20 protein-coding genes are annotated in these 24,553 nt (G+C 43.6%); 8 read left to right on the top strand and 12 right to left on the bottom strand.

Going from position 1 to position 24,553, the window contains the following annotated elements; genetic code table 11:
- Nucleotides 1–75 precede the first annotated feature (75 nt).
- Complete coding sequence (locus NLX73_RS19150) at nt 76–1,395, top strand: HlyD family secretion protein (RefSeq protein WP_254327035.1); 1,320 nt, start codon at nt 76–78, stop codon at nt 1,393–1,395.
- Nucleotides 1,379–2,629, top strand: a complete 1,251-nt coding sequence (locus tag NLX73_RS19145; RefSeq protein ID WP_254327034.1) for an ABC transporter permease — start codon at nt 1,379–1,381, stop codon at nt 2,627–2,629. Before NLX73_RS19150 ends, NLX73_RS19145 begins: the two co-directional genes overlap by 17 nt.
- A 96-nt stretch (nt 2,630–2,725) precedes the next feature.
- Here NLX73_RS19145 and NLX73_RS19140 read toward each other — a convergent pair whose 3' ends face one another.
- Nucleotides 2,726–3,286 (bottom strand): NAD(P)H oxidoreductase, encoded by a 561-nt coding sequence (locus tag NLX73_RS19140; protein ID WP_254327033.1) that lies wholly within the window; start codon nt 3,284–3,286, stop codon nt 2,726–2,728.
- Nucleotides 3,287–3,445: 159 nt separating this feature from the next.
- On the opposite strand from NLX73_RS19140, the gene NLX73_RS19135 reads away from it, so the two are divergent.
- On the top strand, nt 3,446–3,841 hold the full coding sequence (locus NLX73_RS19135) for a winged helix-turn-helix transcriptional regulator (RefSeq protein ID WP_254327032.1): 396 nt from the start codon (nt 3,446–3,448) through the stop codon (nt 3,839–3,841).
- Between the two features lie 41 nt (nt 3,842–3,882).
- On the opposite strand, the gene arsC is transcribed toward NLX73_RS19135, so the two are convergent.
- From arsC to NLX73_RS19115, 4 genes are all read right to left on the bottom strand, one after another.
- The gene (arsC, locus tag NLX73_RS19130) at nt 3,883–4,302 is read right to left on the bottom strand and encodes an arsenate reductase (thioredoxin) (RefSeq protein WP_134902902.1); all 420 of its coding nucleotides are present in this window, start codon (nt 4,300–4,302) and stop codon (nt 3,883–3,885) included.
- A 25-nt stretch (nt 4,303–4,327) separates the two neighbouring features.
- Nucleotides 4,328–5,617 (bottom strand): arsenic transporter, encoded by a 1,290-nt coding sequence (locus NLX73_RS19125; RefSeq protein ID WP_302055486.1) that lies wholly within the window; start codon nt 5,615–5,617, stop codon nt 4,328–4,330.
- Nucleotides 5,618–5,705: 88 nt separating this feature from the next.
- A complete protein-coding gene (locus tag NLX73_RS19120; RefSeq protein ID WP_165179271.1) occupies nt 5,706–6,059 on the bottom strand; it encodes an ArsR/SmtB family transcription factor in 354 nt (117 codons plus the stop codon).
- 79 nt (nt 6,060–6,138) lie between these two features.
- Complete coding sequence (locus tag NLX73_RS19115; protein WP_165179270.1) at nt 6,139–7,731, bottom strand: alkaline phosphatase family protein; 1,593 nt, start codon at nt 7,729–7,731, stop codon at nt 6,139–6,141.
- Between the two features lie 185 nt (nt 7,732–7,916).
- Here NLX73_RS19115 and NLX73_RS19110 point away from each other — a divergent pair, with 185 nt between their 5' ends.
- Complete coding sequence (locus NLX73_RS19110) at nt 7,917–8,690, top strand: alpha/beta fold hydrolase (protein WP_069290455.1); 774 nt, start codon at nt 7,917–7,919, stop codon at nt 8,688–8,690.
- Nucleotides 8,691–8,744: 54 nt separating this feature from the next.
- Here the strand turns inward: NLX73_RS19110 and NLX73_RS25020 are convergent, their stop codons facing one another.
- Nucleotides 8,745–8,873 carry a hypothetical protein gene (locus tag NLX73_RS25020; RefSeq protein WP_274597351.1) on the bottom strand — a complete coding sequence of 43 codons (129 nt, stop codon included), beginning with the start codon at nt 8,871–8,873 and terminating at the stop codon, nt 8,745–8,747.
- A gap of 113 nt (nt 8,874–8,986) precedes the next feature.
- Between NLX73_RS25020 and NLX73_RS19105 the strand changes: the two genes are divergently transcribed.
- The 3 genes from NLX73_RS19105 to NLX73_RS19095 all read left to right on the top strand — a co-directional run bounded on the left by NLX73_RS19105 (nt 8,987) and on the right by NLX73_RS19095 (nt 12,290).
- Nucleotides 8,987–10,492, top strand: a complete 1,506-nt coding sequence (locus NLX73_RS19105; protein WP_165179269.1) for an alpha/beta hydrolase family protein — start codon at nt 8,987–8,989, stop codon at nt 10,490–10,492.
- An 88-nt stretch (nt 10,493–10,580) separates the two neighbouring features.
- Entirely contained in the window at nt 10,581–10,754 is a 174-nt protein-coding gene (locus NLX73_RS19100) for a helix-turn-helix domain-containing protein (RefSeq protein ID WP_231109398.1), read from the top strand.
- Between the two features lie 309 nt (nt 10,755–11,063).
- Nucleotides 11,064–12,290, top strand: coding sequence for a sugar efflux transporter (locus NLX73_RS19095; RefSeq protein WP_165179268.1), 1,227 nt, complete (start codon nt 11,064–11,066; stop codon nt 12,288–12,290).
- A gap of 7 nt (nt 12,291–12,297) precedes the next feature.
- On the opposite strand, the gene NLX73_RS19090 is transcribed toward NLX73_RS19095, so the two are convergent.
- Together NLX73_RS19090 and NLX73_RS19085 are read right to left on the bottom strand one after the other, a co-directional pair.
- The gene (locus tag NLX73_RS19090) at nt 12,298–13,515 is read right to left on the bottom strand and encodes a macrolide family glycosyltransferase (RefSeq protein WP_165179267.1); all 1,218 of its coding nucleotides are present in this window, start codon (nt 13,513–13,515) and stop codon (nt 12,298–12,300) included.
- Between the two features lie 189 nt (nt 13,516–13,704).
- Nucleotides 13,705–17,013 (bottom strand): pectinesterase family protein, encoded by a 3,309-nt coding sequence (locus tag NLX73_RS19085; RefSeq protein ID WP_254327031.1) that lies wholly within the window; start codon nt 17,011–17,013, stop codon nt 13,705–13,707.
- Between the two features lie 188 nt (nt 17,014–17,201).
- Between NLX73_RS19085 and NLX73_RS19080 the strand changes: the two genes are divergently transcribed.
- Entirely contained in the window at nt 17,202–18,041 is an 840-nt protein-coding gene (locus NLX73_RS19080) for a helix-turn-helix transcriptional regulator (RefSeq protein ID WP_254327030.1), read from the top strand.
- 223 nt (nt 18,042–18,264) lie between these two features.
- Here the strand turns inward: NLX73_RS19080 and NLX73_RS19075 are convergent, their stop codons facing one another.
- The 4 genes from NLX73_RS19075 to NLX73_RS19060 form a co-directional block, all read right to left on the bottom strand.
- Nucleotides 18,265–19,302, bottom strand: a complete 1,038-nt coding sequence (locus NLX73_RS19075) for a threonine aldolase family protein (RefSeq protein WP_254327029.1) — start codon at nt 19,300–19,302, stop codon at nt 18,265–18,267.
- Entirely contained in the window at nt 19,289–19,750 is a 462-nt protein-coding gene (locus NLX73_RS19070) for a MarR family winged helix-turn-helix transcriptional regulator (protein ID WP_025718002.1), read from the bottom strand. Before NLX73_RS19070 ends, NLX73_RS19075 begins: the two co-directional genes overlap by 14 nt.
- Nucleotides 19,751–19,891: 141 nt before the next feature.
- A complete protein-coding gene (locus tag NLX73_RS19065; protein ID WP_254327028.1) occupies nt 19,892–23,002 on the bottom strand; it encodes an efflux RND transporter permease subunit in 3,111 nt (1,036 codons plus the stop codon).
- Nucleotides 22,999–24,390, bottom strand: a complete 1,392-nt coding sequence (locus NLX73_RS19060) for an efflux RND transporter periplasmic adaptor subunit (protein WP_367997119.1) — start codon at nt 24,388–24,390, stop codon at nt 22,999–23,001. The genes NLX73_RS19065 and NLX73_RS19060 overlap by 4 nt, the downstream gene beginning before the upstream one ends.
- Nucleotides 24,391–24,553: the final 163 nt, after the last annotated feature.

Below are 24,553 nucleotides of genomic sequence, written 5' to 3'. Positions count from 1 at the left end.
ATAAAATGTACATACCAGGATATTTATTCAAGTCTATGTTTAACTCATTTTATGAATTTAAGGAGTGTATTACTGATGAATCGCACACAAGTCACCAGCCTCATCATCCCTCTCATTTCTATTGCCTGTCTTATCGGCGGGGGATTCCTGCTCCAGACCAACGGACAAGATCAAGTCAATGCTTCTCGATCCGTTAAAGGCACAACACTAAATGCGGATAGCATTCATGTATCGTTTGAACAAGTAGGAGGCAAAATCCTGAACATCCCGGTAACAGAAGAAACGAAGGTGAAAAAAGGAACTGTCCTTATGACTTTGGATTCCACAGATGTGGATCTGCAAATTGACCAGCTGCGGACACAAATCGCCCAGTTCAATACGCAAATCAGCCAACAACAACAATCCATCCATTTAGGGTATACACGAACAGCAACTCAGGAAAAACAGGCACAGCTAGATATCGCGCAAGCTCAAGTGACTGAGCGTAAAAGTCAGGCGGCATTGCAGCGGGCACAAGCGGCTGAGCGTCAAGCCACTGCTGCGGAACAACAGGTCAATAACGGGGCTCGGGCTGAAGATGTTCAGCAGCAACGAATTGCCGTAGCTTCAGCCACCAAAAACGTTCAGACGGCGCAGACCAACTATAAGCGTAATAAAGCACTCTATGATGCAGGAAGTGCATCCAAAGCAGCGTTGGATGATGCCGAATCCTCTTTGACTTTAGCGACAAATCAGTTGAGCCAGCAAAAAGAGTCTCTTCAAAAACTACTTCATGGTGCCACTTCCGAAGAACGTATGCAGGCCAGTGAACAGACGACACAAGCAGCCGTTTCGGTAAAACAAGCCGAGGAAGAAATTCGCGGTGCCCAATTGTCCGTCGATCGTTCCAAGACCCAGCTGGAAACCATTCAGCAGAGTCGTCAACAGTTGGCAGATCAGAAGCTGGCTATTGACCTCTTAAAGCAACAAAAAGACACACAGGAAGTTCAGCTTAAAACGTTGCTGCTCAAAAAAGAACGCTTGGTGTTAAAAGCACCACAGGATGGCAAGGTTACTTCGATTAGTACCAAAGTCGGCGAAAATGTGGCGCAAGGGGCTCCTGTGATTACCCTGGAAACCAATGATTTATATTACGATCTCTATGTGAATGAAGAACAAGCGGGGAAATTCAAGGCCAATCAAGAAATTAAAACTCATATCTCTGGTCTCAATAAGGACCTGAAAGGTACGGTACGCTATGTAACTGCTGCACCACAATTCGCTAATGTGAAGATGTCCCGTGAAAAAGGAGAAGCAGATACCGCTACATTCCAGGTACGTGTATATGTAACAAGAGAAGCAGCTTTGCTACCAGGCATGACAGTTGAGGTGAATACAAATGAAATCTCTTCGTGATGAATGGTCGTATCTGGTTCACTCCAAGTATCCGATCATAGCTATTATCTTCCCGTTGATTGCTGTACTGGGGTATTCACTGTTGCTCCCAAGCAGCCAAATTAACGACGCTAACGTGGTAGTAGTGGATCAAGATAACACAGCTTACAGCCGTGAGTTCATTCAGAAAATAGATGCTTCCCCGTATATGAACGTAGCTGAGATTGTTTCGTATACGGACAACCCTGAACAGTATTTTTATCACGAGCAATATTTGGCTGTTATTTCCTTGCCGCATGGATTAGAGGATAATCACAATCGCTCCCTTTCCAGCCGCATGGGTCTCATTCTCGATAATACCAATGTTCAATCTATTACTTCGATTCGTACAGCTATGCAGGAAATTAGCGTTTCCGAGAATATGGAATTGTCTGTTCCAGCTATGTTGAAAACCGGGATGAACGCAGAACAGGCTCAAGGGGCCCTCAATGGTATCGCCTTGGAAGTGCGTTCCCTGTTTAATCCAACTAATGACTATCAGAATACGACGATACTTGCATTCACTTGTATGTTCTCTTTTATGATACTGAATATAAATAGCTTACCTCTGGTCGCCAGACTCCGGGTTTCCAAGAGGCTGGCTGCTGAGCTGCAAAATCCATTCAACATCCTGCTGCGTATGCTTCCTTATACGCTGTTCTCGACGGCTGGCTTGATCTTCTCTCTCGGGATGCTTAAAGTGTTTGGAGGAGGCCGTTTCGAGGCCAATCCAATTCTCTTTATAATTCCAGTTGTCCTGTATGTATTCGGTACCGTTTGTATCAATGTCCTGGTTGCATGGGGCGCTGCACATCCGGGAATAGCCATTGGCAGAATGGTGATGATACTCATGCCTGCTTTTGTTCTATCGGGGGCTGTTCTTTCCAGATCACTGTTTCCACCTTTAGCGATTCAAATCGGTGATTTCTTCCCCTTTGTATGGATGTACAAATTCCTGCGCACCATGGGTCTGCGTGGTGCACCTTTGCAGGAGATGCTTCCCGAACTCGGTTCTCTGTTACTATATGTGGGTGTACTCTCCATGCTGGTGATCGCCAGAGCCCTGTGGGAGAAACAGAAGCTGGCCAAGCAAATTGCGGGTTCTGCTTCTGAAAAGGGATCGCCACATCCCGTTGTTCCAGCAAACACAACTGGCCGCGGGTTATCTATGCAAGGGGCACCGTCAGCACCTATGCACGAGCCTATAAAAGGATAGAGTCTCGTCTGTAAAATAAAAAAGGGTTAAGTGCCGTCTAACGAGCCTTAACCCTTTTTTAATAATATTAACTTCCCATTGTTATCAGAATAAAATTCACTTATATGCCCGACCTAATTGATAAGCGTGCTCCAGTAAACCTTCAATGTATTCTTTCGACTCGGACAAAGTATCATAGAAGAACTCCACCTTGGACTCTCTTACTCTTGCGTAACCAGCAATGGCTTTATTCAAATAATTAGTAACCAAATCGTGATATTCATACTTGATCAGATGTTCTTTCGTCCCTCCCGCCAAGCACATCCACAACACCTGCTTCTTCGTAAATTCCTGAAGTAAACCTATGTTCCACACTTTATCCAGATACCCTTTTAGCATGGAAGGCACACTGTACCACCATAGAGGAAACACAAAGACCAGAGCGTCCGCAGCTGCAATTCTATCCATTTCTTTCCGCGTTTCAGGAGCATACTGTTTATGAGGCGTATTCCAATTCAGCTCATCTGCCGCGCTATATACCGGATTAAACCCATCCCGATCCAAGTCCAAAATATCTACCTCGTGCTTATTCTCTTTCAATCCCTCTACAAAACGATTCATGACTGCAAGGGTAAGTGAATCTTCTCTAGGATGCGTGACGACCAATAGAACTTTCATGTATCCGTAACCTTCTTTCTCCTCGTGATTGGTGTACCCTGTTTACAGATGCTATTATGGTTGATATATATGAAAGTGTGAAGTACGCACTTCAATGTACCGTAGGTACTTTAAGGTTCCTTAGTGCTTTTAGTACTATAAATTGGAGGGGGATAGTTTATGGAAGACAACGCCAAAACCTATATGCTCGGGATCGAGGCAACTTTGGAGGTCATCAGTGGAAAGTGGAAAGGCATCATCCTGCATCATTTAACCAGCGGCAGAAAACGTACATACGAACTTCGTCAACTCATTCCGAAAATCACCCAAAAAGTGCTTACCCAACAGCTTAGAGAGCTTGAAAAGGATGGAATCATCCACCGCATCATTTATAACCAGGTCCCACCCAAAGTGGAGTACGAGCTTAGTGAATATGGATTGGATTTTAAAGATCTGCTTGATCGTTTTTGTTTATGGGGAGAAGATCATTTGGATAGGATCTATGGAGATAAAACAAAGGTGCTGGAAGAGTATTCTGTGAAGGAAAAAAACGCCAAACAAGCACCACCTCTTTAAGGAGGCGTGCTTGTTTGAAATACTATAGCTGTGCACCTTGTTTATTCACCAGTCTCCGCAAATTTCCGAATACGAGCCCCGACTTCATCCCGTACACGCTGGAACACGCTCCATTTCTCTTCTTCTGTTCCTTGTGCTTTAGCCGGATCATCAAATCCCCAATGTTCACGACGAACGTGCGGAGGTGTGATAGGACATTTATCTGCAGCATCTCCGCACAAGGTCACAACCAAATCCGCGCTGTTCAGCAAAGCAGGATCTATAATATCTGAAGTTTGACCGGAGATATCGATCCCTATTTCATTCATCGCTTGCACCGCTTTAGGGTTAAGGCCGTGTGCCTCAATGCCCGCACTGTATACATTCCAACGGTCTCCCAAGTATTTTTGGGCCCAGCCTTCTGCCATTTGACTGCGACAAGAATTACCAGTGCATAAAAAGTAAATTGTCTTCTTTTCCATCATTACCGTCTCCTTCAATGTTCAATTATGAAATGATTAGCCATAGATATAAGCCCAGTAGGGTCATAAAAAGTGTAGGAATGGTTAAGACAATGCCTGTCTTAAAATAAGTCCCCCAAGAAATTTTCACGTTTTTCGAACGAAGCACATGCAGCCACAACAACGTGGCTAATGAACCGATCGGAGTTATTTTCGGCCCCAGATCAGAACCAATGACGTTAGCATAAATCAACGCCTCTTTGACCATACCGGTTGTATGGGTGGCATCAATGGCAAGCGCATTAATCATGACCGTAGGCATGTTATTCATGACCGACGAGATAATCGCCGCAATAAAACCCATGCCCATGGTGGCCACAAACATACCTTGATCGGCAGCCGCTTGAATCACATGGGCCAGCAGATCCGTCAAACCGGCATTACGTAGACCATACACCACAACATACATCCCGATAGAGAAAAATACGATGGCCCATGGAGCGCCCTTGATGACTTCTTTCATCGGCACTGCAGGGCTTCTACGCGCCATCAATAAGAAAAAGATAGCAATAATACCGGCCACCACCGAAACGGGAATGTTAAAAAATTCGCATGCAAAGTAGCCAACGAACAAAACCGCGAGAACGATCCAAGACATACGGAACATTTTTGGATCTTTAATCGCTTCTGCAGGCGTGATTAATTGTGCCGTATCAAACGTTTTCGGAATTCTTTTGCGGAAAAAAAGATACAGTACTCCTATACTGGCTGCTAAAGAAAATAAATTAGGTACAATCATGCGACTCGCATATTCCATAAAGGTGATCCCAAAGAAATCGGCTGACACAATGTTGACCAAATTGCTGACCACAAGCGGAAGCGACGTCGTGTCTGAAATAAAACCGCTCGCTATGATAAAAGGAAAAATCATTTTCTCATCCAATTTAAGTGCCCGAACCATCGCCAGTACAATCGGTGTCAGTATTAAGGCCGCACCGTCATTCGCAAAAAAAGCAGCAACAACGGCGCCAAGAAGGGTCACATAAACAAACATCCGGGTTCCGCTTCCTCGTGCAGCTCGTGCCATGTGAAGCGCCGCCCATTCGAAGAAGCCGATTTTATCAAGCACCAACGAAATCAGAATAATGGCTACAAAAGCCAGTGTCGCATTCCAGACAATATGAGTAACTTCCCAAACATCATGCAAATCGACGACACCCACCAGCAAGGCGAGTATGGCACCTCCGCAAGCAGACCAGCCGATAGACAGATTTCTAGGCTGCCAGATCACCAGCACTAAAGTGGCTAAAAATATAATGCATGCCAACAAAATCAATGTTTTAAACCTCCATCACATTACCTTATAAACATATAATTATGTTAAAAACACCGTCTATCCCCCAAGGAGATAAACGGAACAGCCTTTAGGATGAGCAGCAAGCCGATGAATCCGGTGCACAAGATGCTATCGGCTCCTCTTTATTCAGCCATTTTAAAATCTGCTTGGAGTCTGGCATACGCTTAAGAACGGCTTGAATATGCGGCTTGTCGTCTACATTTAAGGAATAGTATACCCACTGACTTCGTCGTTCTTCTTTTACAATTCCTTGCGACTTTAATTTTCTCAAATGTTGGCTAATTGCTGGCTGCGACATATCAAAGATATCTACAAATTCGCAAACACACCATTCTCTTTCTCTTAGCAGGGAAAGCATAGCCAAGCGGGTTTTATCCCCCAGTAGCTTTAAATGATCGGCTACATAACCAAGTTGCTCCAATGTGTAACCTCCTTTCATTTATATAACTGTATGCTTATATACTAATGGAGTACGTTTTTAATATCAAGAACAATAATACTTATTCGTTCACCAATTGCATAATCCAGTCTTTTATATCAACGATTCGCAGTGTTTTGGGGCGTGTATTCGTTCTGGAAATAATTAATGGGACAAGGGAATCTTTTTCATGCAACGAACCATGAGCTCCCCCTCCGATGTGGGTGGGAGAACTTTCACCGACGAGTTCATATCCGGGTTGTACCGTGACGACAATATATCTTCCTTCATGTGAATACATTGCCCCGTGCAGCCTCGCCAAAACGTCTGGATATTTTCCATATTTGATCCGGTTGTTATTTATCGTAATATCCACAAGGTCTTCTTCGCCCGACAATGTCCACGATTGTCCATATTCATCGGTGTATTTTCCACCAGGATGATAAGAAAATAGCTTACCCTTTTTCCCCTTTGTAACATGAATATTGTTTTTACCATCTTTCATAGCGATAATGTCGAGCTTGTCCTCATTTTGTAAAAACTTCACCACATTGGATAACTCCACATCATCGTTTATGGCATAGATATAAGCCATCCGTTCATTAGCAGAAATCACGATTTGGTCATCGTTTCTTACTGGTTGATTTAATTTTGCAATGCGGTAATGATTCAAAAGCGACTTTAAATCAACCGTTGCTACCTGTCGATCATTATAAATAGCGCTTTGCGCACTGTCACCCATGACAATCCATGTCGCATTGTTTACAGCCTGTTCCCACGAACCATATGCATTCAACACAGTTTGCAGTGCTTGATCCGCTTTTTCGATTCCCTCCAGTTGAGTCGGGCCCTTTCTATGCGCCAAATTATCATTCTCTGGAAAGTATGTGATGGTTACGTCTGGGAGTTTCTTCTGACTTATTAGAAAAGCGGTATCTTTTGCGGAAAATTCGTCGTTCATCCCAAATTTTTTCCACAAAGGAGTATTCCAGCTATTTTTCGGATTCAATTGTGCCAGAGCTGCATAAGATAACCATTTAGGTCCTGTTACTATCATTTTTTCTGGCACCCTGTTGCTATTCGCTATGAAGTCAGGCACCTTTAAGGCATGTTTCGTTTTCCCTCTGAAGACAACAGCATTGATGGAAGCGGATTCTTTACCTTTGTCATCCAATTCCTCATGTATGGTTTTCGTTTTTTTGTTCAAATGAACTTGGTTTAATTGGTAAATTGCGTCTAAGAATACTTGCAGTTGGTCTATCTTCAAGGCTTCTTTGGCACCATTGCCGTAGAGAATCATGCGTTTCTTTTGGTCGCTGTACCAAACAAGTCCAGGCACATGATGTTGGTCTGCATACGTTCCCGTTAATAATGTACTGTCGATTGTCACAGACATCGTGGGAAATGAACTCACTACCTGCGGGAAATATTGCCCATGTTTCAGGAGATATTGCATTGCCGGTGCGCGGCCTGCTTGAATCGCGTCTTGCAAAGGCTTATCCATTAACGAATCAATCAAGATCACAATGACAGGTTTTTTGCTCATTTGATTTACTGTAATAGGTGGTTTCACACTCTGTTGTTTTAGTTGTTGACTGGAGTCCGCTCTACAGCCCAAGATCAACAACAATAAACTTAGCACTACTGCAATGGTAACTTTATTTTTCATGCCCATGTATGTGTCCCTTTCTTAGAAAAACTTGATCTTCTTATTTTTTTCTTGTACTTAAAATATTATTCCTGCATTGGATCATCGGGACAAAGGTATCTCATACAAGCAATTAAAGTTAGACCTCCATGAATTTTTTGGATCTAATAGGCCAAATTTAAGATCAAACCATTCAGGGAGGGAGCATAACCATGACTACGACAAACATAAACGAATACTCCATGCATTATATGGATTCCGGTGAAGGAATGGCCATCCTATTCATTCACCCTCCAGTACTCACAAGCTTAAATTTCACATACCAAATTCAAGGACTCTCGCCCCATTTTCGAACTATAGCTTTTGATATCAGAGGACACGGTAAAAGTCAGCCTTCCGAGCAAACGGTTACTTACCCTCTCATCGCCCTGGATATTAAACATTTGATGGACCGGATGAGCCTTGATAAAGTATTTCTGTGTGGATATTCTACCGGGGGCTCGATAGTACTTGAATTCCTCTTGACTTATCCAGATCGGGCATGGGGAGGCATTGTTATCAGTGGAATGTCGGAAGTAAACGAATGGCGACTAAGAAATAAAATTTCTTTGGGCATTGCTCTTTCCAAAATCGGCACAATCGGTACGATTGCCCTTTCTAATGCTTGGTCACAAACGAAACAGCTATCTTTATTCCGTAAGTTATTCAACGATGCGAAGCAGGGAAATCCCAGGAATGTCGAACAATATTATCGATACAGCTTGAAGTACAACTGCACCTCACGGCTCGGGGAAATCCATCTTCCTGTCCTGCTCGTTTATGGTGAAAAAGATAAGCACTTTCATCCCTATGCCAAAATATTGCATCAACAATTACCAAATAGTGAGCTGGTTTTCCTTAAGAAAGCTGATCATCGCCTTCCTACGAAGGCCGCCGGATTATTGAATGAACTGATCAAGCAGTTCGTAGATCGGTTCAGCCTTTAAAGCAAATCCTACAGGATAATTCCACATACATAGCTACATCCCACTCCTGTTACGTTAAGCGTCAAATAGCCCCCCCACCTGTTCAACATCCGTTGGCCATGACATGCGGCGGATGGGGTATTCCTTTCCGGACCCCGGCCGAAAGGCAGGAATCAGTACATTACATGCCGTTTTCTGCGCCATCGTTGCGCAACCTTACAAGAGTGTTAGGCAATTGTCATCTAGATCAATGGTATCAACCTAGCTGCTCCTCTATACTAATCCATTGATAGGATTATTTTTAAGGGGGAGTTGGCGTGAGGTTTTTTGAAATGCTGCTATTCTTTTCAAGTGCTTGTTTGTTGGCACTCCTGTTCATTATCAATCAACGTATCCGAAGACCAGCTTTGCTCCTGACAAGCGGAGCAGGCTCCATTTTTTTAGTGATACATTTGCTTGTCGAAGGATACAGGGTTCAGCTTTTATTTTTATACGTATTTACGATCCTGATGCTTATGCTTTCGCTTATAGACGTTTTCATAACGCAGAAAGTCGTTCGGACTGCCTCGCGAATCCGTAGGGTGCTGGGCCGCCTTTTTATCGTGATTGGGCTAATCGCAACGGCGTGCTTCCTCTATGTGTTTCCCGTATTCGACTTTCCGGCGCCAACCGGCGAGTTGAAGGTAGGCACGCAAGTCTTTCATTTCATCGATCCAAGCCGGGAGGAGACATTTGGCAAAACTGCGACAGGCAAAAGGGAATTGATGGTTCAGGTATGGTATCCGGCTCAAGCTGGCACCGACAAGTACGCTCCCTTTATTCCCGATACCCAGATTTTACGTTATATGGCCGCGGACTATGGCCTTCCCGGGTTTACTTTTCAACACCTGAAGTACGTATCCAGTCATGCTTATTCGGGGGCCGAAGTCTCTTCGGCACAGACTTCATACCCGCTGATCCTTGCGAATCCCGGCAATGGCTCTTCCAGGTTCCTCCATACGTCGCAAGCCGAAAATCTTGCGAGTCATGGATATATCGTGGCAGTGATCGACCACACCTACAATACATTTGCAACCGAGTTTCCGGACGGGCGAATCACGACCAGCACAACCAACGACTTATTCTCGCCCGCCCATGATTACCAGACGAGTAGAGGAAATCGCGACAAGTTGGGAAAAGTTTTAACCGGCGATGTGGCGTTTGCGCTGGACCAATTCGAGCTCATCCAATCGGGGCAGATTACAAGTCATCTAAAAGGGAGGATTGATCTCGGTCATGTCGGGGTGTTCGGTCATTCCATCGGCGGAGCGACGGCCTATGACGCTTCTTACGATCCCCGAATCGCGGTTGGAATAGACCTTGATGGAGGGCTTTATCGACTGCGTGACAGAGAGGGTCTGCGAAAGCCGTTTTTGTTCATCAACTCGGAAAGCTATTTCGAAAAATTAAAAATGGTGATGGATAACCGGGTCTACACGGATGCAGAGCTTAACCGTATGGGCTCAACAAGAGAGTGGGAGGATCAAGTAACGGAAGATAAAAAGTTGGAGCTTGAACGGATGCGCGAAGCGGTCAACGAAGGGGGACAAGTCCTCTATATCGAAAATACGGAGCACTTGAATTTTGCCGACGTACAGTTCATTTCTCCGATTTTCAAAATGCTGGGCATTACAGGAAAGATTGCGCCCGAAAGAGCGAACTCCGTTATCAATGCCTATATGCTGGATTTCTTCGATAGGTATCTGAAAAATCAAGGCGGAATCTTAATGAAAGGACCGGATAGCCGCTTTCCGGAGGTGAAGTTCGTAACCTCGCTATTATAAATTACGGAACAGGCTACCGATTTTGATATGCTCCCCTTCAAGTAGGCAGGTTTAATAAATAAACCGCTACTTGAAGGGGAGTTTTCCTTTGTCTAAGAAGAACGAATACAATGCGATTGAGAAACTAGCCATCATACAGGAGTTAAAAGCAGGACAGAGCAGCCGTGTGGAAGTAGCAAAAAAACATAACATCAGCGTTACCACCTTAGTGAAATGGCGACATCGCTATGAGTTGTACGGAATGGGGAAGCGAAAGCTATGAGCAAGGGGCGGTCTACCAATCATCAGGAACGAATAGACGTTGTTCTTCACTGTCTTGCCCACGATCATGACTACCGGAAGACAGCGGAACAGTCAGGTTAATCTCATGATCTCACAGCTAGGTTAGTAGTTGAAGGTGTGGAGAGTTTGACGCTTAGCCTGTTACTGTATCTTTGCCTGTATATTGACCTGCTCATCAAAGTGAAAAATAATATATAATATTTTATACCATGTAAATATACAAATTATGCTAAAGTCATATATAGTTTGGTTGGGATAGGTATGTATTCGGAAGGAGTGTAAAAATGAAATGCTAAAGCGTATTCAGAATCTTTTTGTTATCCCTAACTACCCATTGTTCATGATCTGCATGTTATTGCAAGGCATGGCTATATCCATCAGCGCACCTTTTTTAGCTGTATATTTTACAAGTACACTTGGCGTATCTGTGGGAACCTTTGGTGTGTTTACAGCGGTAACTTTGATTTGTGGCATATGGATAAGCTCTCTGATTGCCAAACGTTCTGATACCGGATTAGATCGTAAACAAATTTTGGTGATTTGTACGTTATTTAATGCCATAGCCTTTGCAGGATATCTTGTAATCCAAAATTTTTATGTACTTTTTGTTTATATGACGATCTTTACGGCCATTGGTGCTCCTGGGATGCCGCAGTTATTTGCCAGTGCACGTGAAGCAGTAGATCGCAGTAAATCTGCGGATCACGCCTTTGCTAATTCAACGCTTCGGTCTATGTTTTCTCTCGGCTTTATTACCGGGCCGCTTTTGGGTTCCTTTTTGATTGCACATACGGGCTTTAAAGGTATCTTTATGGGAACGACCTCTATTTTTGTTCTCATTGCTGTTCTTTTATTCTTTTTTATCCAGCAGCCTCCCGCTCAGCTTAAACATAAAAATCAACTTTCACTTCATAACATTACATTACATAAAAATATTGAGATTCTGATCCCTTTCTCAGTTCTTACTCTGCTCTATACGTCTCACTGGATGAATAGTTTAAATATTTCCTTGTTCATCATTCACAATTTAAAAGGTGACACGAGTGACGTTGCTCTAGTATCCAGTATTTGCGCCATTTTAGAAATACCTTTGATGCTTATGCTAGGCGTACTAGCAGCTAAATACTCCAACCGTTTGCTTGTATTTTTAGGGGCATTAACAGGAGTTGTCTATTATATCCTTGTCCTTATGTCTACGGAGATGTGGCAGCTATTCGTGGGGCAACTTCTTCTAGCCTTCTTTGTTGCAGTGATTTCTGCCATTGGCATTAGTTACATGCAGGATTTGTTGCCCTCTCTTCCAGGGTACGCATCGACGCTATATTCCAATGCGACAACTATCGGAAGACTGGTGGGGAGCTTAATGGGCGGATTAACCGCTCAATGGATGGGTTACCGAAACACCTATTGGGTATGTTTGGCCCTAATCATCTGCTCCCTGGGTCTCCTGGCAATTTCGAAGAAATTAGAGTTTGAAAAATCTGCTGCTTTAAAAGAAAGGAATCACAGTATATAGACTGCGCTTATTTTTCTATGGTGGAGAAATGACTCATAATTGTATCTGCCGCATGTCTATACCCACCAGCCTGACGTAATGATTCGCCGATCACATAAGCCTGTTCTTTATAGGTTGGATGACTCAATACCTCTAATAAGGCTACTCTCAAACTAGCGGGTGTAAGCTTATTTTTATCCACAACAACACCCGCTCCCAGTTCCTGCACCCGACTGGCTACGATTGGCTGATCCGATGTTAAAGGAATCATGACCTGCGGTACATTGTAATATAAGGCTTCACTTGTACTGTTCATCCCCGCATGTGTAACAAAAGCATCCACATGCTGAAGCATTTCCAATTGCGGAATATAAGGCTTGATTATAAAATTGTCAGGGATACACGGGGCCAATGGCTCCATGTCTGTATAATTGCCTGAAGACAGCACAAACTGCACAGGCAAATCGCGAAATGCTGCAAAACAAAGCTTATAAAATTCCAAGTCTTTATTCAAAATAGTACCCATCGAAATGTAAACCGCCTGTGGATGCAGAACACGAAGTTGTTCGAACGGGAAAGATGGAGCATCTTTACGCGGTACAATAGAAGGACCTGTAAAAATAAAACTGTGATCCAGTTTTTCAGCTTGCGGTTGAAAATAGCGGCTTGTATAAACGATTCTTAAGCGCCCGCCATGAGGAGCAATCTTTTCTATAGCTGGAGCCTCAACCTGAAGTTCATTAGCTAGTTGATGCGTTATTTGCATCGTAGCCGTGTACAACTTCTTTACCTCCGGATCATTGTCATTCATGCCTTGCCCCGATCCCAATGGCTCTACGAAAGCAAAAGAAGCGATAGAGCACACAGCAGGGATTCCTAGCTTCTCAGCAATAATCGTGCCTCCCCAGCCCATCAAAGAATCATAGATTAAATAATCATAGGTTCTGTTTTCAATAACTCTCAAAACCTCTGGAATAATCGGAAGAATCATACCTTTTACCATCATGTACACAAATTGATAATGATGTTTGTATTCTGCTGGCTTTAAATCAGAGTCTTTAGAAAAAGCATCATCAACAAAAGGGTAGGTTATCATCTGTGCTCCTGTCTGTTGAATTCTCGTACGATATTCTTCCGTACACACATAGTCAACATACTCCCCACTGTCTACCAACCTTTTCACTAATCCTAATGTCGGATTAACATGGCCTTCAGCAGGCGTGATCACTACTAACACACGTGCCATACCTTACACCTCCAAATCAATAATAAATTACAATTTGAAATAAATGCACTTTTAACATAGCAAACATTTACCATATAAACAAGTTTCTTCAATGCCGAAAATTAAGTATGTATCCTCTACTCAAACTATAGAAATAAGCGAGGCTGAACGCTAGAAGCGCTTGCCCCGCTTAACCATTGAACATCAAATTTAAAGACGCCAATCCCAATGATCTGTCCCGCTCAGAACAGCTTCAACGGTGTACTGGCTTGCTTCATCGGCGGTAAGCTGTTTGGCCCAAGGTACACGCCCGCTACTTTCTGCACCTGGCCCAAAGTTGTCAAACTCTCCAAATCTTGCGGTCTGCTCATTGGATTCCTTGCCCCAATTATTCCAGCCGCCCGGCTTGATATGTTCATCCATATAGGTCTTCAAAAAAGTAACATGAGCGTAAGGGCGCCATGGCCGTCCGAGATCCACCTTGCCTGTCAAACCACTTTCTGTTGTCAGACGACATTGAATAAATACAAAGCCCGGCTTGTTCTCTTCTGTTGAAGCTGCTGTCACATATCCAGCACGCAGGCTGTGTATGATCGAATTATCAAACACGGCAGGTGCATTGCCAAATATAAAATCTACACTGCCACTGATGTAGCTGTCCTTGAAATACTGTCTGCCACGGTTCACAAGCAACGTATCCTGTAGGCCAGTAATTTTGACATTGTGATACTTACCACGATCGCCTTCGGCATATAACGCTACAGCCTGCACCTGCCCGGTTCCTTCTGTATTGGCAACCGTGACATTCTCCAACACAAAATCGGGACTTTGCACACGCATTGTATAGCTGTTGCTTGTTCCTAATTCTTTTCCGTCCACCACGGTTTTGGCCGTATCATCAAAAGAAATGATCGTTTTGTCGCGATCTTCTCCGATAATGCTCAGATTTTTTTTGGAGGAATTCACCTTTATTTTTTCACGATACGTACCATTTTTGAGATGGATAACTGTCCTTGTGTTGCTGTCGTCAGGGACTGCGTCAATCGCTGCCTGAAGAGATCTAAAGTCAGCAGGGCCATAGGTCGCTACCACCACACTAGTGGGATGAGTCCCTCCTGAGTCTGTCAGGTTGCGGATGGTGACATTGCTGAATTCCGACGTATTGTAATTCCATACATCGTTTTGTTGTTTGGATGCATCGGTAGCCAACCCGATCAATAGCGGCTGATTATTCGGCACATCTATAACAGTTTCACCAACCTTCTCCCAGTTCGTCACACCATCTGCGGATACCCAGCCGGTAACCTTTTGTCCTTGTCGTACCAGACGAACCGAATATGGCGTTGCAATAAAAGTCTCCATTGAAGCACGTTTCGTCTTACCATCCGTTTGATCACGACTGATAAGAATACCCTGTTTGCCATATTTAACAAATGCTAAAGACATAAAAGCCATTTTTGATCCAGGCTTCAGCGATTCACGAATCATTACACCCGCTTCGGCATTATCATCCACCGGGGTAATTTGTTCCACACGGGCTGTAATTTCAGTGTCACCTTCCCATTTTTGATAAGCATAATGGAAAATATCTGCCTTACCGTCAACGTCTCCCGCTGACTTCAGTCTTATACTGCTGCCGCTTGCATCTTCTTTTAAGACCTGAGTATGCCCTTTTATATAACCATCGTTGCCCTCAGAGCCAATTTCTTCGCTGAGCCAACTTCCCGATGGCGCAGTCGTATTGACGTGAATGGTAACAGGATTGGAAAATGCAGCAGTCCCCTTGCGGTCGGTCACCCGTACAATAATATTATGGGTACCGTCTGTTACATGATTCCAATCGAGATGATAAGGCGCGGTCTCTACTTTACCAACAAGTTTGCCGTCAATGATAAATTCAACATGAGCAATACCATCTTTGTCCTTGGCTGTTGCTGTTATGGTCGCATCACTGCCTGCTTCTAAAATATCGTTATGCTTTAGTGAACGTCCGTTTGCATCCGACACCTGAACGACGGCCTCTGGATTATCCACCTCATTTCCATTCGACAGCTTCTCAATAAGATCATTTAAATAGACCTCCAAATTGGTATATCCCTTGACAAAATGAGTATACGTCCCTGTGCCGGCAAGCCCCTGACCGTTACGGTCATCTGCATTTTTGGGGTCCAGCCCATGGGCACGTTCCCATTCATCCGGCATTCCATCATGGTCACTGTCAGAAAGCTCCGTCGTCGTTACGTTAGAATCGTCGTAAATCCACCCTGCTTCACGCGGAGAGTTAATAAATGCACCCGTTCCATTCTTCACATCATTCATAATTCGGGCGTCCACCGCATCTCTTCTTGGCAGCGTGGCTCCTGAGCTGGCAAGCACCTCCGTATATGCGGTTTGTGCATCTGTCGCTTGATATGGACCATACGCATCCGGTGAAATTCCGTTGTCGTATTCCCCTCTGACTTCAATCGGCTCCGCCAAACGGGTGGAAGGATCAATAATTGACCCAATGGATGTGCCAAGCTGCCAGTTGTCTTTCGTAACCGAGTCATTGCCGTACATGTAGTTACCACCAATAAAGATGCGTGTTTTATATTTTTTACTACCTACGTCTACAAAAATTTGACCGCGAACGTCCTCATATGTGTTGGGGCCATACTTATAATAGTTATTCAGCACATTATACGATCCTTCACCGCCACCGTATGAAGAGAAAAATCCCCAGTTATAAATGACATTATTGGTCATTTCCACAGCGTCGATTTGTTTTTTATCGGTTGGAAAACGCGGATTACGACTTGCATTGTGAGCCAACAAATTATGATGATAGGTGGAATTTCGTCCGCCCCATATGCCGCCATAGCCGTGGCGACCTTTCTGATGCGTGGTCATTAGCATACTTTCGGACGCAATGGACCATTGTACTGTTGTATTGACGTTGTCATACAGGCTCAGTACCTCATCCACCGACCAGCTAAAGGAACAGTGATCAATCATTATGTTTTTATGGTATCTGGCTCCTAACGCGTCATCCTCACTGGGGTAACGGTCGGTCAATCGGAAACGCAGGTAACGGAGAATGACGTTATCTGCATCAATCCCTGTTGTGTAATCGCTTACAGTTATGCCATCGCCAGGAGCTGTCTGACCCGCAACCGTCAGGTTGTTTCCCAAGATTTTAAGTGGCTCCTTGAGATGAATCGTTCCACCCACCCGGAATACGACCGTCCGATTATCGGAGCTGACCGCTGCGCGAAGAGATCCGGGGATTATCTGTTCCCCTTTGCCGTAGTCTGCCAGCGTGGTAACCTCATACACTTCACCTCCGCGTCCACCGGTAACATATTTACCGCCACCCTCAGCCCCCGGAAACGCCGGAATATCCGTCGCCACTTTTGACACCTTTGCATTCTCTGTTCCTACCGCAGTTTCCGCTTGGATTAGTGGTGGGCACAAGGTCAACAACAATGAACCCACAACCACATTACATAGCACCTTTTTCCATGTACGCTGCTTGCTCATATTCTGTTTCCTCCCTAAGATTTTCTTCCACATTAGCGCATATTTTTATAAAAACACGATCCGAGACGTTCAGAAGCGCCTTCACCTCCTTTCATCAATCTTTTCTGCTTTTATCATTGGCAGGTTGTCATATATACTGGTGGTATATGAATGCGCTTACTTATCTTAATTTGCAAAGGAAGAAGCACATGAATGAAATGAAAGAAGATAAATATGTCATTGGAGAACAACAATTCTCCATTCATCACATCTATCGTACCGGTTTCACAGTTATGCCCCGGCCTCATGTCCACGAGAACTATGAGCTGTATCTCTTACTGCGAGGCGAACGCATCTATTTTATGAATGGCAAGGTATACACCGCTCGCAAGGGGGATCTGATATTCATCCTTCCTCATGACTTGCACTCTACCGCCAGTACGCAATTGCAGGAAACGGAGCGCATTTTGATTCATTTTTCTCCGACGTTTCTCCCACAGCAGGATCATGACATTCTTGACCTGCCTCCGTATCAGCAATCCGCGTTGCTTCGCTTACCTGCGAGAGAGCAAGTGGAGGTTGAACGTTTATTCCTACAGATGAATACCGAATGCAGGAATAAGCAGCCTCTGCATGACCGTTGCGTACAGCATTTACTGCTGGAAATGCTTATTCTGGTGCACCGATCGGAAGCGATCGAGCGAAGTGAACCTGTTTCCTCTCATCCCATGCATCAGAAAATCACGGAAATTTCTTCTTTTATTCAGGATCATTACAATGAACCGTTAACTCTCGAACAAGTGGCCGCGTGCTTTTTCATCAGTCCAGCTTACCTAAGCCGTATCTTTCTAAAGTTGACTGGTTTTCATTTCAGCGAATACATCCGCGTAGTGAGGGTCAGAGCGGCCCAAACAAGACTTCGAACCACCAAAGACAAAATCCAGCATATTGCAGAGGAAGTGGGGTTCGGTCATACTTCCCACTTTAATAAAATCTTTAAAAAAATAACTGGGCTCTCCCCTCTTCAGTACCGAAAGCAGGTTCGGTAGATATTCAGTGTAAAGAATTAGACGCCGATTTTATACCTCCGCTCTTGTCTTGTTTTTCCATTTTTATATCCACTTGCTCTTTCATGGAACTAAAGACAAGCCGCTTTGGAATAAGTAAAATGCACAAAAAAAACCATACTTCGCTGCAATGCATGCAACGAAGTATGGCTATTCCATAGTCATTTTACATCTTTAAAATTATAAATTAATCTTGCTATGACCTTTATCGCAATGCTTTAATATCCTGAATCAGCAATTCAACATTTTCTTTCTTCGTAGCCCAACTGGTACAGAATCGAACTGCACTATGTGTATCATCAACCTTTTCCCAAAAGGAGTAAGTATATTTTTCACTCAATGCCTTTAGTATACGATCTGGTAAAATCGGAAACTGCTGATTAGTTGTAGAACGGTATTGAAAAGAAAAACCTTGCTCAGATAATCCGTTTTGAAGCAGCATTGCCATATCTATAGCGTGTTTGGAAATTTCAACGTATAAACCGTCTTCAAACAAAGTTTCGAATTGAATGCCCAACATTCTTCCCTTAGCCAGCAGTCCTCCTTTTTGCTTGATCATATATCGAAAATCTTTTTTCAATGTATCATTTAGAATGACTACTGCTTCTCCCATCAAGGCTCCAATTTTGGTCCCGCCAATATAAAATACATCGCATAGCTTTGCTATATCTGCTAAAGATACGTCGCTATCTTCGGCCACCAAGCCATAGCCTAATCGGGCTCCATCTATAAACAGTGGTAAACCACACTCTTGACAGACTCTACTTAATGCTTCCAGCTCTGATTTGCTATAAATCGTTCCATTTTCAGTAGGTTGGGAAATATAAACCATCCCGGGCTGTACACTATGCTCAGGAGCGGCATCATTCCAGTGAGCGTCATATAGCTCCTTTACCTGCTCAGCCCGGATTTTCCCATCATCACTTGGCAAAGTAAGTACTTTATGCCCAATAGCTTCAATCGCTCCGGTCTCATGTACGGCAATATGTCCAGAAACTGCAGCAACGACGCCTTGATGCGGACGCAGAATAGAAGAAATGACGGTGGTATTGGTCTGTGTACCTCCAACCAAAAAGTGTACATCCGCATTTGGGGAGTCACATGCTTCTTTAATATATGCTCTGGCTTTTTCACAATGATCGTCGACACCATAACCTGGAGTTTGTTCATCATTAGTCTCCAGTAGTCGCTTTAATATGCGCTCATGAGCACCTTCGGTATAGTCGCATTCAAATCGTATCATTCTGTATCCTCTCCAAATTATCCAATTTCTTCTGAATTAACAACATAGAAGCATGTAATTCCTTTATCTCTTCTTCTGAAAGTCCTTGAACTAATTTTAGAATTTGTTCATCAGACCTTTCATTCAGTTGGTTATAGAACTCCTTTCCTTTAGGAGTCAAACGAATCAGATTTGTTCTATTATCCAACGTTGAATTTTCCTTAACAAGAAAGCCCTCTTTGCAAAATTTAGCAATGATCCTACTCATATAGCTGCGATCAATTTTAAGAGATTCGACTAGAGTATTCGCAATACATGGCTCGATCAACCCGATCTCTATAATGACACGGGCCTCAGTAAAGGAATATCCGCTATCCAACACATGTCTATCTAAAACACCCAGTATATTCGTATAGAACCGATTAAAACGCCTCATATCCGCTATCATATTAGCATCTATATTGATCATAACTCCCCCAATTTAGTGGACTTTTGCAACAATTATAGTAATGATTTTTGTGGACTCTGTCAATGAAATAATAATCAATATCGACAAAAGAAAAAATCGTACATTAAGACACTCGTCTAATGCACGATTTCATATATTTACCTACAAGGTCAATGAGCTATCGCTATTTATAGCCTTTTCCTTCTTATGCTTCCGTTTCAGCTTCAGATGAGCTACGACCATATACAGCGTCGGAACTACAAACAATGTTAAAATAGTTGAAAAAATTAGTCCGAAAATAATGGTCGTTGCCAACGGTTTGAACAAGATCTCGCCTATTGTGGCAATAGGGATCATACCCACAATCGCAGTTAGCGAAGTAAGCAAGATCGGACGGAAACGGGCAGAGCATGCCATTAGAATGGCGTCTGTTAAATCAGCGCCTTCACGCCGCGCATCTTCAATAAACTCTATCAACACGATACCGTTACGCACGACGATACCAGCAAGTGAAATGATACCCATAATACTCATGAATCCAATTGGCATCCCTGAAATAAAACTTCCAAGGATTCCCCCTGCCGCTGCCAGATAAACAGTGGTCATAATAATGAGCGGTGTGGAAACCGAGTAAAACTGCATGGTGATTAAGAGGAGAATAAGAAAAATAACAATCACAGCTAATTTGCCCAAATCCTTAAACATATCAGACTGCGCGGATGTTTCCCCTCCCATCTCCCAGCTGTAGCCTGGTTCAAACTGGGTATTTGTAAGTTTGCTACGGATATCATTAGTGAGTTCTGTAGCTGTACGCCCATTTCCATTGGCTGAGATCGTTACCGTCCGTTCCAGATCATAGCGGTGGATTTGTTGGATGGAAAAGTCCGGTTTCATCGTGGCTAATTGGGATAAGGGGATTTGCTCCCTTGCCGCATTGTTCACACTTAATTGTTGGAATAATACCTCAGGATCATGGTTTGGTTTGTTCATGTATATATTGACATCAAGCAATTCCTTACCCGTATCAAAATCCGTTACGTTCACCCCGTCACCCATTAATAGCAAAGTACGCGTTAAATCGGAATAGCTAACCTGATATTTATCCAAGGCTTGCTGATTAATTTGGAAATTCAGATTATAGCTTTGCATACCCATATTATCGGTCACATCTACAGCTCCGGGGGTTCCCGCAACAATTTCTTTGACTTTAGTTGTCATGTTTTGCAGCTTATCCATGTCTTCTCCTTTTATACGGATAGACACCGCACTGCCGACCGGAATACCTAATTGGGGAACACGAATGCTGATTAATGCAGATGGATATTTAGCTTGTAGCGTATGGGTCCAGTTATCCACTGTTTTTTTGAGATCAAATAGCCCCTCTTTTCCAACGACAGCAATTTGGCCGTTTACCGCTCCCCCAGAGCCGTGACCACCTGCAACATCGCTGTACAGCTGAGGCGCTCCTCCACCTGCCGTTGCCGCCAGCCGCTCTGTTTCTGGCTGTTTTTTGACCCACATGCCAATCTCGTTAATAACCTGATTGGTTGCCTGCAACGATGTTCCTTCTGGCATCGTTACACTGATCGTGGCATCCGCTTGATCGGAATCCGGAAATAATTCAATAGGAACAACAGCAAGTAGTCCATAAGCTGCTGTACCCATCATAAGACCAATAAGCGCTGTTAAAAGTGGGCGTCGCAGTATTCTTGGCATCCAGTTTTTAGAGTACACATTGGATAGAGACTGGATTTGATTCCCCAGAAGTCCAGGTGGCTTAACTGTCCTATTATTCTCTTTTCCTTTACGACGTTGATCATACCATTGACGGAAAATAGGAATGATCGTTAATGACATAATCATGGAAGCCAGCATCGTTAACGAAATAACGGTAGGTATCGGTTTAATAAAGTCACCAATGGTGCCCGGCAGGAATAAAAGCGGGGCAAATGCTGCAACCGTAGCTAGTGTAGCTGTAATGATTGATAAGGATACCTCTTTCGTTCCTTTAATGGCTGCCTCCGTAGCATCTTCCCCAAATTCAGTGCGTCGGCGTTCAATATTGTCATTGACCACGACGGCATCATCAACCAATATCCCTAGCACGATGATTAATCCGATGACTGAAATTTGATTCAGCGTGATTCCTGTTGTGGGCAAGAAAATAAAGCCGATGGCGATGGAAACAGGAATGGCCAAGGCCACAAATGCAGAAGTCAGCAAATTCAAACCTAATGTACATATAACAATGACCGATATAATAGCGATGATCATCTCTTTGGTTAGGTTTCCAAACATTTCATCTACTCGATCATTTTGCGCAAAAAGCGGCTCAAAATGTACATTCTTCGGCAAACTGCTCACAAGTTCATTGATTTTGGCTGTAGTCGCTTTAGATACCGTTGGCACGTCTGTGCCTGTATCTCCACTCACACTGATCGAAATAGCAGGCTTGTTATTCACATACGTATAACTAGCTGCTTTTTTAAAAACAAGTGAGGCTGTCCCTACATCTTTCAGAGATATCGGGAATCCATCGTCATTGCTTGAAATCTGGACGTTATTTAGAATGGATGGATCGGTAGAGGCATTTACCGTCAGCTGATAAGTACGCTCATTGAAATCCATACTACCTGTAGGAACTCTTTCATTCTCATTTTTGATTGCTTGAACAACCTGCTCCCAGGAGATGTTATATTGTTGCATCTTTTGTGTGTCTAAACTGATTCGTACTTCTTGATCTGGTATTCCTTGAATATTAACTTGCGAAACACCCGAGACCGTTTTTAATTGATCTTTCCATTTGTTCATCAATTCATTCAACGAGTATAAATTCTCAATTTTATCAGAAGTAATCGCATATGAACCAATGAAAGAGCTTGTCATGCTATCGTTGATAACCGGCTGCATCGCATCAACTGGAAGCTCGGACTGTGCATCCTGTACCTTTGTACGAAGATCAGCCCATACCTTTGTCGGGTCTGCATCTTCAAAAGCTTCTACAGTTATACTGGATTGGCCTTTAGATGAAGTGGAAGAAATCGTTTTGACACCTTGTACGGCTTTAATTTTCTGTTCCATGACCTTAGTAATGGTTTGCTCGATTCTTTCGGGTGAGGCGCCCGGATAGATGGTTGTAACACTGGCTGACAAGGGAATAACATCGGGCTGCTCTTGTTTAGGTAACGATGTAAAATTGTAGAGCCCTAGCACAATGCACATGCCAAAGAAAATGAGTGTAATTTTTTGTTTTTTAACGATATATTTAATCATTCGGACGACTCCTCCGATTTCTCAAGTACGTCATTCCCAATTAAATCACCATTAAATAAGGTTCCTGCTCCTTGTGTAACGATTTGATCGCCTGCCTGTAATCCAGAGACCACTTCGAGCTGATTATTAGTCACTTTCCCCAGTTTAATCGGTGTTTTGACGGCTTTTCCGTTTACTGCTTTAAAGACATAAGGGTCATTTCCCGTACTAATTACGGCCTCTACGGGCACTAAAAGCGCTTCGTTTTGATTCATGCTTTTAGATGCGCTTATGACTTGGCCAGGCTTCCAATTCAGTTCGGGATTGGGAATGCTAACTTCCACATTGATGCTCCCCGTTTTGGAGTTAGTCGATGGATAGATCTGGGTAACAGTCCCTGTTCTAATTTCATCATAGAGAGAGATATTTACTTTTTGGTTTTTCTTCCACGATAAGATTTCACTGTCCGGTACGGGGAGGAGTACTTTTAAAGTCTCGATATTTCCGACAACAAATGCCTCACTCCCGCTGGAGCCCAGTTGACCATCAGATATCTTTTTTTCAATCACAACACCCGTGATCGGGGAAGTTAAAGTTGCTTTTTTCAGTGACAAGGATGACTGTTCATAAGCAGCCAATGCATCCTCATAGGTAGCCTGCGCCTGAGCTTTACTGGCTAGCCCTTGTTGTATAGTAGCCCTAGCCGATTCCAGCCCTGCCCTGGCCTGATCTACCCCGGCCGAAGCTTGGGCACGCTGTTCCTGGGATGCCCCTGCAAGCAAAAGAGACAATTTCTCTTGCGCATCACTTAAGCTTTTTTGTGCGTTTGCTAATTCCAGCTGCGCATTCTCATTTTCCGTTAATGATACTGCACCTGCCTGGAATAGACTTTGGGACCGTGCGGCATCCGCTTTCTTCTTGTTATAATTATTAGTTGCTACAGTAACCGCATTTTGAGACTGTGCAATCTCCTGCTTTTTGGCGCCATTGTTCAATTCCTGCAATTTGGATTGGGCCGCGTTGACCTGGGATTGTGAACTATGAATGCCCGCCTGGGCCGATTGGACAGTAGCCTCCGCTTGGCTAACACCAGCCTTTGCCTTTTCCATGGTTGCCTTTGCCCGATCCAGCTGTAACTGGTAAGCAGATGTATCTAGCTTCGCAAGGACACTCCCTTTTTCTACTGAATCCCCAACTTCGACCATAGTGTTCAATATACGTCCATCCGCTTCAAAGGAAACATTGGCCTCATTACTTGCCTGCAATGTTCCCGCCAAATTAAAATCATTGGCCAAAGGTTTCATTGCAAGTTTCTCAATTTTTACCGGGTGACTGGCTTCTGTTACAGAGTTCTCCGATGCACTGGAGCAACCGGAAGTTACTAAGGCTAATGCAACCCCTGCAATCATTATCCTGATTTCTTTTCTCTTCAACTAATGTCATCCTCTCTGATTCTCTCTTCTAAAGGTGCTATCAGCAACCCGTGGGTCAAGTAAACTTTTTCATTCTTTTTTCATGTTATAACAATGAACAAACAAAAAAATCGTACAAAGGGGCAAGCACCTTATGTAC

The sequence above is a fragment of the Paenibacillus sp. CH40 genome (assembly GCF_024213605.1).
Classification (GTDB): domain Bacteria; phylum Bacillota; class Bacilli; order Paenibacillales; family Paenibacillaceae; genus Paenibacillus; species Paenibacillus polymyxa_B.
Note: the sequence above shows the minus strand (reverse complement) of the source record. Positions and strands in the feature narration are given on the sequence as shown.

What these genes read in the sequence shown, in the direction of transcription:
- NLX73_RS19110 (WP_069290455.1), top strand. Translation starts at nt 7,917, where the DNA reads ATGACTACGACAAACATAAACGAATACTCCATGCATTATATGGATTCC.
- NLX73_RS19135 (WP_254327032.1), top strand. Translation starts at nt 3,446, where the DNA reads ATGGAAGACAACGCCAAAACCTATATGCTCGGGATCGAGGCAACTTTG.
- NLX73_RS19145 (WP_254327034.1), top strand. Translation starts at nt 1,379, where the DNA reads ATGAAATCTCTTCGTGATGAATGGTCGTATCTGGTTCACTCCAAGTAT.
- NLX73_RS19150 (WP_254327035.1), top strand. Translation starts at nt 76, where the DNA reads ATGAATCGCACACAAGTCACCAGCCTCATCATCCCTCTCATTTCTATT.
- NLX73_RS19080 (WP_254327030.1), top strand. Translation starts at nt 17,202, where the DNA reads ATGAATGAAATGAAAGAAGATAAATATGTCATTGGAGAACAACAATTC.
- NLX73_RS19075 (WP_254327029.1), bottom strand. Translation starts at nt 19,302, where the DNA reads ATGATACGATTTGAATGCGACTATACCGAAGGTGCTCATGAGCGCATA.
- NLX73_RS19115 (WP_165179270.1), bottom strand. Translation starts at nt 7,731, where the DNA reads ATGGGCATGAAAAATAAAGTTACCATTGCAGTAGTGCTAAGTTTATTG.
- NLX73_RS19085 (WP_254327031.1), bottom strand. Translation starts at nt 17,013, where the DNA reads ATGAGCAAGCAGCGTACATGGAAAAAGGTGCTATGTAATGTGGTTGTG.
- NLX73_RS19140 (WP_254327033.1), bottom strand. Translation starts at nt 3,286, where the DNA reads ATGAAAGTTCTATTGGTCGTCACGCATCCTAGAGAAGATTCACTTACC.
- NLX73_RS25020 (WP_274597351.1), bottom strand. Translation starts at nt 8,873, where the DNA reads ATGGCGCAGAAAACGGCATGTAATGTACTGATTCCTGCCTTTCGGCCG.
- arsC (WP_134902902.1), bottom strand. Translation starts at nt 4,302, where the DNA reads ATGGAAAAGAAGACAATTTACTTTTTATGCACTGGTAATTCTTGTCGC.
- NLX73_RS19065 (WP_254327028.1), bottom strand. Translation starts at nt 23,002, where the DNA reads ATGATTAAATATATCGTTAAAAAACAAAAAATTACACTCATTTTCTTT.
- NLX73_RS19090 (WP_165179267.1), bottom strand. Translation starts at nt 13,515, where the DNA reads ATGGCACGTGTGTTAGTAGTGATCACGCCTGCTGAAGGCCATGTTAAT.
- NLX73_RS19095 (WP_165179268.1), top strand. Translation starts at nt 11,064, where the DNA reads ATGCTAAAGCGTATTCAGAATCTTTTTGTTATCCCTAACTACCCATTG.
- NLX73_RS19070 (WP_025718002.1), bottom strand. Translation starts at nt 19,750, where the DNA reads ATGATCAATATAGATGCTAATATGATAGCGGATATGAGGCGTTTTAAT.
- NLX73_RS19060 (WP_367997119.1), bottom strand. Translation starts at nt 24,390, where the DNA reads ATGATTGCAGGGGTTGCATTAGCCTTAGTAACTTCCGGTTGCTCCAGT.